Here is a 1,079-nt window from a genome sequence, read left to right on the forward strand (position 1 = left end):
ACCAGCGCAATGGCAAGGGAGCCAAGACGGTGCTGACCGAGGACGGCCCGATCCGCATCGAAGTTCCCCGTGATCGGGACGGCAGTTTTGAGCCCATCCTGATTCCCAAGCACGAGCGGCGTTTCACGGGCTTTGACGACAAGATCATTGCCATGTACGCCCGTGGCATGACGATGCGGGAGATCCAGGGTTTCCTGCTGGAGCAGTACGGCACCGAGGTATCACCCGAGTTCATCAGTTCGGTCACTGACGAGGTCATGGCCGAGGTCACCGTCTGGCAGTCCAGGCCGCTGGAGATCATGTATCCGGTCGTGTTCTTCGACGCCCTGCGAGTCAAGATCCGCGAGGATGCGGTCGTTCGCAACAAGGCGGTCTACCTGGCCCTGGGCGTCATGCCCGACGGAACACGTGACATCCTGGGGCTGTGGATAGAGAACACAGAAGGTGCCAAGTTCTGGATGCGCGTCTTCAACGATCTGAAGACCCGTGGTGTTCACGACATTCTGATCGCCGTCACCGACGGCCTCAAGGGCATGCCTGAGGCGCTGGGCACCGTGTTTCCGGCCACGACACTGCAAACCTGCATCGTCCACCTGATCCGCAACAGCCTGGATTACGCTGGCTGGAAGGATCGTAAGCCCCTGGCCGCAGCCATCCGTCCGATCTATACCGCGCCCAGCGCAGAGGCGGCCTTGGCCGAACTGGAGGCGTTTGCTCAAGGCCCTTGGGGGCAGAAGTTCCCGCCAGTCACCGCCGCCTGGCGTCACGCTTGGGACCGCGTGATTCCTTTCTTTGCCTTCCCGCCAGCGGTACGCAAGGTCATCTACACGACCAATGCCATTGAGAACGTCAATGCTCAACTGCGTAAGATCATCAAAACGCGTGGCCACTTCCCGAGCGACGAGGCAGCAACCAAGTTGATCTGGCTGGCGCTACGCAACATCACTGCTAAATGGAGCCGCACCGGCCATGATTGGAAGACAGCAATGAATCAATTCGCTATGCTCTATGAAGAGCGATTCGTCAGGCCTGTCGCCTGATGTTCAACTCGCCTTGAACACGGAATTCCTGACACCCCC

1 protein-coding gene is annotated in these 1,079 nt (G+C 59.5%); it reads left to right on the forward strand.

The window, feature by feature from the left end; genetic code table 11:
• Positions 1 to 1,040: IS256 family transposase (locus ABS761_RS16850; protein ID WP_350409548.1), on the forward strand; the 1,040-nt coding region annotated here is incomplete at its 5' end.
• Positions 1,041 to 1,079: the final 39 nt, after the last annotated feature.

Origin of the sequence: Castellaniella sp. GW247-6E4 (genome assembly GCF_040276065.1) — a bacterium.
Lineage (GTDB): Bacteria > Pseudomonadota > Gammaproteobacteria > Burkholderiales > Burkholderiaceae_B > Castellaniella.